The sequence below is a fragment of the Bacillota bacterium genome (genome assembly GCA_013314855.1).
Taxonomy (GTDB): Bacteria; Bacillota; Clostridia; order Acetivibrionales; family DUMC01; genus Ch48.
The window spans coordinates 1-7,305 of record JABUEW010000165.1 but is presented as its reverse complement, the minus strand read 5'-3'; the positions used below and the strand labels follow the sequence as shown (position 1 = coordinate 7,305).

Genomic DNA, 7,305 nt, shown 5'->3' with positions numbered 1-7,305 from the left:
AAGAAATAGAGAAGATAATAGAAGTGAACGAGGAGGTAGATAATATGGTGTATGCTATGGAGATAGCATTACGTGAAAAAATGAAGGAGATGGAACTTAAAGGCAAATTGGAAGGTAAATTGGAAGGCAAATTGGAAGGTAAATTGGAAGGTAAATTGGAAGTTGCAAAAAATATGCTTAATGCTGGAATGGATATGGAGCAAATAAGCATATTTACTGAAATTTCTGTAAAAGAATTGCAAAGTTTATTGCAGAATTTAAGATAGAAAGAAATTTTTGAGGGTATATGCAGTGTTCGTATATGTTTGTATAGAAAATATTGTCAAATTACTGTAGAATAGGAGTGAGGTCATGGAGCACTTGTGGGTATTGGAACCCGACGCAAAGTATGATGTGCCGGACAACAGGCACGATAAGGGATATAAGTATATACTATCGGTAAAGAAAGTATTTTTGCAGCTTTTGAAAAGCTTTGTGCGCCAGGATTGGGTGCATAGAATCGAAGAGGACAGCTTGGAGCAGATAAACAGGTCATTCATATTGCAGGATTTTCGATGTGGCAAGGTATGATGAAGAAGAACTTTTACGGCTAGGTAACTTAATCGGCGCAGTATTTTACATAGACCAGAAGCCATGGTACGATGAGATAATCAGGAGGCTAAAGATACTGGCAGGGCAGCTAAAGGACCTTAGCGAAGATGAACTCAGGCTATTCATGGTATGGCTTAAAAATATTGCAGTATCAGGGATGACGGCAAGGGAAAAAGCAGAAATAGAAAAGATAATAGATGAAAGCAGGGAGGTTGATGAAATGGTCTACGCCTTGGAGATAGCGATAAGAAACATGAGGGAAGAGATGAAAATGCAGGGCAGGATAGAAGGCAGAGCTGAAGGTTTAAAGGAAGGTATTGAAAAAGGCAAGATGGAAGGTAAGGCTGAAGGTAGGGTTGAGGGCGAAAGAAATGCTAAAATAGAAGTGGCAAAGAAATTGCTTGCTATTGGTATGGATATCAAGCAGATTAGCTATATCACCGGATTTACCGAGGATGAAATAAGGGGTTTAGGTTGTTGACTTCTATCGGTAGAAGATATATTAGTGTTAAAATGTATAAGAATATATTCAGCTACCAATTAACTAAAAGGGGAGAGGTGAGAGCTAAATCTGCTAAATCAGATTTATTTTATGAAATCTAAAAACTCATTTGCTAAAGTTTACGTAAAAGCTTGTTCCAAAGGAATTTCAAGTCCTTCAAACATTATTGATTTTGCCTTTTCCTTATTTTTATATACCTTGTAGTCTTCAATTACTTTGTTTTGAATGTAATATAAATATATTTCTTTGCTAAAGGGATTTACTATCCAATACTCATTAATTCCGCTATTGACGTACAAATCAAGTTTTTTAAGCATGTCTTTATGTTTTGTAGTTTCCGACAATACCTCCAATATAAGGCTTGGTATCCCCCTGTATCTGCCTTTTTCGTCAATGTTTTCAGTATCACATATAACCAGGATATCGGGCTGAACTACATTTTTATTATCTCCCTTCAGATAATTGGATATTCCGGATGCATCCGAAAAACGGAAACCTCGATACATAATAAATAATTACTGCAATAATATGAGTATTATGTATTTTTATGCTATATATTGTAATGTATAGTTAAAAATGATATAATTTCTATGGTAATGGATGTAAATATATGTGACTATTTTGTATAAACAAAATACTAATATCATTTCTAAAAACATTAAAATGCTTTAGTGTGTGGGATTTATGGGGGGATAAAATCATGTTTTTAGATGAGATTAGGATAACCAATTTTAGAAAATTTGGTGGAGGAGAAAATGGAGAACCGGGAATTACAATTAAATTCAATAAAGGACTAAATGTCTTAATTGGTGAGAATGATTCCGGTAAAACGTGTGTTATAGATGCTATCAGGTTGGTGCTTTCAACCCAAAGTGGAGAATTCTTCAGAATATATAAAGAGGATTTTCATGAAGATTCGCGTTTTATGAAAATTGAATGCATTATAAGAGGGTTTAACGAATATGAAGCAAAAGATTTCTTGGAATGGCTTGGCATTGATGATGAAAAGAAATTCTTCCTAAGATTAATATTTTCAGCAAAAAGAGATGGGAAGGATAAAATCTTTGTGGATGATATTAGAGCAGGTCTGGATGAAGAGGGTCAAATATTAAGTAGTAAGGCAAAAGAGTTATTGCGTGCTACATATTTAAAACCATTAAGAGATGCTGAAATCGAGCTTGCTGCCAGGAGAAATTCCAGGCTTTCACAAATATTGTACGCACACCCGGAGTTTAAAGATGAGGAATCACATGAGCTGGTAAGAATTATGAAAAATGCTAATGCAGAAATAAAAGAATACTTCAATTATAGGGAAGATAGTAATGATGAAAAAGTATTAAAAATCTTGAATACATTTTTATATGAATTCTCGGATAACGATAATATATTGAAATCATATATTAACATTACAGATCCAAAACTAAAGGCAATCTTAGAAAAATTAGATTTAGTACTTAATAAACCAAAACCAGGTCATGGTTCTTATAATCAATTATATATTTCTACCGAATTATTGTTACTCCGGAACAAAACCGAACCTGGATTAAAATTGGCTTTAATTGAGGAAATAGAAGCACATTTGCATCCACAGGCACAGCTTCGAGTCATAGAGTATTTGCAGAATCTTTGTAATAGTGATGATTCTAACATCCAAATAATTTTGACGACGCATAGCATTAATTTGGCATCGCACGTAAAATTAGACAACTTGTTTATATTTGCCGAAAACACCTCGTTCCCGTTGAGAAAAGGGACAACGGAATTAAAAGATGGTGATTATCTTTTTCTGGAGAGATTTTTGGATGCCACAAAGGCGAATCTGTTTTTTGCAAAAGGAGTGTTGATAGTAGAAGGAGATGCAGAAAATATAATTTTTCCAGCGATAGCAAAATTAATAGAAAAAAAATTAACAAAATACGGGGTTTCCATAGTTAACGTTGGTAGTACAGCGTTATTAAGATATGCAAGGATATTTATGAGAAAAGATGAATTGAAGATGAAATTACCCGTAGCAGTAGTTGCTGACTGCGATCAAGCAGTATATGGTGTTAAAGAGATTGATGGTGAAAAACAGATCTCATGTCTCATTGACAATGAAATAGAAAATTCTCGAAAAGTAAAAGAAAAACACGATAGCATAAGAGAAAGGTACGAAAAAGATAATGTAAAAGCATTTGTATCACCACAGTGGACGCTGGAGTTCGATATAGCTTGTAGCTGCTTAAAAACTAAACTACATGCAGCTATAAAAATGGCTGAAGACTATGAAAAATTAGATAAAAAAGATGGACAAACCATAAAGGAAAGCACGGAATACTTGGAAGAAGCTCGTGAAGAAATTCAATCATGGAATAATTTGGATATGTTTGAAATAGCAAAAAACATTACGGAAAAAGTTGTTATCAGGAAAAGTATTTCAAAAGCAGTAGTTGCCCAGTGTTTTGCGAAAATTTTGTCAGAAAGCAATTTCAGTGATGAAGAAATAAAAAATATACGTAACGATATATATTTGAAATACATAGTTGACGCTATTGATTATGTAACCAGGGGGCAAAAATGATGAACTTGATCATAACCGATGAGGACATAATTTACTCCGAAAGAGTACTAAAATTGAGGGAATCATTCGATGATAAACGTAGAGAAGCAATAAAGTGTATGGATAGCAGAGATGTTGTTGCTTGCCCGGGGAGTGGTAAAACCACTGTTTTATTGGCTAAGTTAATTATATTGGCTAGGAAAATACCGCTGGATGATAATAAGGGAATATGTGTCTTAACGCATACAAATGTTGCCATAAATGAGATAAAAGATAAATTAGGAGTAGAAGCTAATGTCATATTGTCCTATCCCAACTTTGTCGGTACAATTCAATCGTTTATAGACAGGTATTTGGCAATTCCTGCAAGCATAAAATATTACGGTGTTAGGCCGTGCAGGGTATTGGAAAAAGAAGAATTTGGTTTTAAACTGGTTCAATGTTTCAGGAGAATGAAGTACAAAGTTAAAAATTTAAATGGTTATCTATATGCAAAACTTGATAAAGATACTAAGGAGGGAAACCAGGATGTAATAAACAAGGCAAAAGAAGAAATGTTAAAAAGCCTAAGAATAGATTATTTAACGGGAGAGATACTTATAAATGTAGAAGGAACGGAATCTCAATTTTTAAAATATAATGTAAGTAATATAAGTGATTCATATAAAGAGTACTGGAATCTTATTGAAGCTTTAATAAAACAAGGTATAATTTCCTATAATGAAGCTGATGGACTGGCGTTAAGGTATTCAAGAGAATTTAAAGATTTGCTTAGGCCGCTTTTTAATAACAGGTTCGCATTTGTCTTTATTGATGAGATGCAGGATACAAAAAATATACAAAATGAAATATTGTCTAATATATTTGATAAAAGCAAAGTTATATATCAATGCTTTGGAGATACAAATCAAGCAATTTATGATAGCTTAGGGGCGGGTGGAGTCTGGAAACCTAGTAATCCCATAGTGATTAATAATAGCAAAAGGTTTAGCAATAATATCGCAAAAGTAACAGATTGCTTGGCAATAACTCCATACAAAATGGAAGGTTATGGAGAAGAAGATATTCTCCCTACTATTATCACCTATAAAGATGACGTAAGTAATGTTTTGAAATGTTTTGCAAAACTAATAAAAAAACATAATTTGCTTGAGGAAGAAAAACCTGTTTTTAAAGCGGTGGGAATGGTTGGAAAGAAACATCACCCAGATTTATGCATTACCAGGTATTGCAGCAAATTTAAAAAATCTTATAATAAAAGTAATATTAATAAGGATTATCCCTCATTACCCGAGTATTTAAGAAAAATTGATTCCAGTATTGTTAAAAAATACGGAATTAAGGTATATTTTAATATGTTTATTAATGCCATATTAAAAGTATTAAGATTATTGGAATGTAAAAATGAAAACAACAGGTATTATTCCAAGACCGGTTTTCTTGAATATTTAAATGACAATTATAAAGAAATATACGATAAAATGACTTATTTTTTTGTGAAGTGCATAATAAAATTAGAGAATAATGAAGAAATATTAAGTGGATTTACCACATTTGTTGATAAACTCTTAAAAAAGGTTTTTAAAACTTCACTTAATAAGAATGAAGAGGTTTGTAAGTTTATTTCCGGTATGACCACTGGTGATAATGTAATTTCAGTCAATACGAGTGCAGCAAGCAATAATTACAATAATATTTATGAGTATGATGATGTAAAGATTGAACTAGACACGGTGCATGGAGTTAAAGGGGAAACGCATACAGCAACGTTATACCTTGAAACAAAATATCATAAAGATAGTATTAACTATATTATTAATTTTTTAAATGGCGAAAGGAATGAAAAAATAAATGAAAAAGAAGTAAAACATTTAAAAATAGCGTATGTAGCTATGACCAGGCCAAGAAAATTGTTATGCATAAACATGAAAGAAGATATTTATAATGCCAATAAGGATAAATTGCATAAAATGGGTTGGGTAAAATATAGTGATTGAATTTACGAATATACCAATTGATTTAAAAGGAACTTCATATTTAGTGAGTTTTAGTGAGTATCCGATTTCTTTCGCGTTATTTTCTTTAAGTAATCAGTATTTATAATTAAGTTGAACTCTTAAATAAATATTTATTTTTTTATATTCAAATTTTACAAAAATATACAAGTTTTTCTTGACACAGAACATTAGTTCGGTTATAATTGTATTGAAAATATTGTCAAATTACTGTAGAATAGGAGTGAGGTCATGGAGTACTTATGGGTATTGGAGCCTGATTCAAAATATGATGTGCCGGACAACAGGCACGATAAGGGATATAAGTATATTCTATCGGTAAAGAAAGTATTTTTGCAGCTTTTGAAAAGCTTTGTGCGCCAGGATTGGGTGCATAGAATTGACGAGGACAGCTTGGAGCAAATAAACAGGTCGTTCATACTGCAGGATTTTAACGGCAAGGAAGCGGATTTGATATACAGGGCGAGGATTGACGGAAAAGAAGTATTCTTTTATATACTGGTGGAATTGCAAAGCACCGTAGATTATCAAATGCCGTACAGGCTGCTTCAATACATGGTGGAGATATGGCGGGCTATATTAAAAGATACTGGGGAAAAAGCACATGCAAGGAAAGGTTTTTCTCTCCCGGCAATAATACCTTGTGTAATCTACAACGGGCAGTACAAATGGACGGCATGCACAAGCTTTAAGGAGCTGCTTTCAGGGAACGAATTATTTGAGGATTACATGCTTGACTTTAAGTATATGCTATTTGATGTGGCAAGGTATGATGAAGAAGAACTTTTACAACTGGGCAATTTAATCGGCTCAGTATTTTACATAGACCAGAAGCCCTGGTACGATGAAATAATCAGGAGGCTAAAGATACTGACTCGGAAGCTAAAGGACCTTAGCGAAGATGAACTCAGGCTGTTTATGGTATGGCTTAAAAATATTGCAGTATCAGGGATGACAGCAAAGGAAAAAGTAGAAATAGAAAAGATTATTGATGAAAGCAAGGAGGTTGATGAAATGGTTTACGCCTTAGAGATAGCGATACGAAACATGAGAGAAGAGATGAAAATGCAGGGCAGGATAGAAGGCAGAGCTGAGGGTATGGCTGAGGGCGAAAGAAATGCTAAAATAGAAGTGGCAAAGAAACTGCTTGCTATTGGTATGGATATCAAGCAGATTAGCTATATTACCGGATTTACTGAGGATGAAATAAGGGGATTGGGTTTTTGATTTCTGTATGTGATGAAATTAATAGACGAAATGATGGTTCTATTGCATTTTCGACGTCAAAGAGAGAGTTAGAAAATTATATCCATACTGATGCTATATAGAATGAATGATTTATCGATGGAGAAGCGCCCTCATTCTGATGATCCGGATTTTTGGGAAGTATGGTGTAGAAAAGACAACGCTGGAAATGAAATTAAACGAGAGATTGACTGGAGAAAAATCGCGAATGATTGGCAACAAAAGGAACCCGTTACTACTGATAGAAGTGCTCAAAATATTATTGAAAAACATTTGTTCTGATAAAATTGCATTGAAAATATTGTCAAAATATTGTAAAATAGGAGTGAGGTTATGGAGTACTTATGGGTATTGGAACCTGATTCAAGTTATGATGTGCCGGACAACAAGCACGATAAGGGATATAAATATCT

Annotated in this window: 6 protein-coding genes and 1 pseudogene; 6 read left to right on the top strand and 1 reads right to left on the bottom strand. The window is 33.4% G+C overall.

The genetic code is table 11. The features are described 5' to 3' along the window. Nucleotides 1-44: 44 nt before the first annotated feature. Nucleotides 45-266 carry a hypothetical protein gene (locus HPY74_18810; protein ID NSW92666.1) on the top strand — a complete coding sequence of 74 codons (222 nt, stop codon included), beginning with the start codon at nt 45-47 and terminating at the stop codon, nt 264-266. An 85-nt stretch (nt 267-351) separates the two neighbouring features. Next, nucleotides 352-1,072 (top strand): annotated as a pseudogene (locus tag HPY74_18805) (hypothetical protein). Between the two features lie 140 nt (nt 1,073-1,212). Here HPY74_18805 and HPY74_18800 read toward each other — a convergent pair. After that, a complete protein-coding gene (locus HPY74_18800) occupies nt 1,213-1,599 on the bottom strand; it encodes a Uma2 family endonuclease (protein ID NSW92665.1) in 387 nt (128 codons plus the stop codon). Between the two features lie 194 nt (nt 1,600-1,793). Between HPY74_18800 and HPY74_18795 the strand changes: the two genes are divergently transcribed. From HPY74_18795 to HPY74_18780, 4 genes are all read left to right on the top strand, one after another. Further along, the gene (locus tag HPY74_18795) at nt 1,794-3,653 is read left to right on the top strand and encodes an AAA family ATPase (protein ID NSW92664.1); all 1,860 of its coding nucleotides are present in this window, start codon (nt 1,794-1,796) and stop codon (nt 3,651-3,653) included. Then, a complete protein-coding gene (locus HPY74_18790) occupies nt 3,650-5,629 on the top strand; it encodes a UvrD-helicase domain-containing protein (GenBank protein ID NSW92663.1) in 1,980 nt (659 codons plus the stop codon). The genes HPY74_18795 and HPY74_18790 overlap by 4 nt, the downstream gene beginning before the upstream one ends. 249 nt (nt 5,630-5,878) lie before the next feature. Continuing rightward, nucleotides 5,879-6,874, top strand: a complete 996-nt coding sequence (locus HPY74_18785; protein ID NSW92662.1) for an Rpn family recombination-promoting nuclease/putative transposase — start codon at nt 5,879-5,881, stop codon at nt 6,872-6,874. 117 nt (nt 6,875-6,991) lie between these two features. Continuing rightward, nucleotides 6,992-7,174, top strand: coding sequence for a hypothetical protein (locus HPY74_18780; protein NSW92661.1), 183 nt, complete (start codon nt 6,992-6,994; stop codon nt 7,172-7,174). Nucleotides 7,175-7,305 lie beyond the last annotated feature (131 nt).

Coding starts and splice junctions, on each gene's coding strand:
- HPY74_18810 (NSW92666.1), top strand. CDS start 45: ATGGTGTATGCTATGGAGATAGCATTACGTGAAAAAATGAAGGAGATG.
- HPY74_18800 (NSW92665.1), bottom strand. CDS start 1,599: ATGTATCGAGGTTTCCGTTTTTCGGATGCATCCGGAATATCCAATTAT.
- HPY74_18795 (NSW92664.1), top strand. CDS start 1,794: ATGTTTTTAGATGAGATTAGGATAACCAATTTTAGAAAATTTGGTGGA.
- HPY74_18790 (NSW92663.1), top strand. CDS start 3,650: ATGATGAACTTGATCATAACCGATGAGGACATAATTTACTCCGAAAGA.
- HPY74_18785 (NSW92662.1), top strand. CDS start 5,879: ATGGAGTACTTATGGGTATTGGAGCCTGATTCAAAATATGATGTGCCG.
- HPY74_18780 (NSW92661.1), top strand. CDS start 6,992: ATGGAGAAGCGCCCTCATTCTGATGATCCGGATTTTTGGGAAGTATGG.